Origin of the sequence: Streptomyces tricolor, assembly GCF_002155905.1 — a bacterium.
Lineage (GTDB): Bacteria > Actinomycetota > Actinomycetes > Streptomycetales > Streptomycetaceae > Streptomyces > Streptomyces tricolor.
The window spans coordinates 1-279 of sequence record NZ_MUMF01001054.1 but is presented as its reverse complement, the minus strand read 5'-3'; the positions used below and the strand labels follow the sequence as shown (position 1 = coordinate 279).

At 76.0% G+C, this 279-nt stretch carries 1 pseudogene; it reads right to left on the bottom strand.

The annotated features are described in order from the left end of the window. A pseudogene (locus CCN44_RS47260) lies at positions 1 to 279 on the bottom strand (TIGR00374 family protein); the annotation flags it as partial.

Here is a 279-nt window from a genome sequence, read left to right as displayed (position 1 = left end):
CGAGCCGCAGCGCGTCCGGGAACACGATCAGCAGCGCGGCCAGCAGTCCCAGCCGGCCCACGGACTCGGCCAGCAGGTACAGGGCGAGCGCGGCCGAGGAACGGGCCGGCGGCACCCCGCACACGGTCATGAAACGCAGGTTCACGGCGCCCGCGCCCAGCCCCGTGGGCAGCAGATGGTTGGCGGCGCCCGCCGCGAACTGGGTGGCCAGCAGCCGCCCCTTGGGCAGCGGTTGCAGCACCGCGCCCTGCCGGGTGACGGCGGCGGCCACCCAGGTCA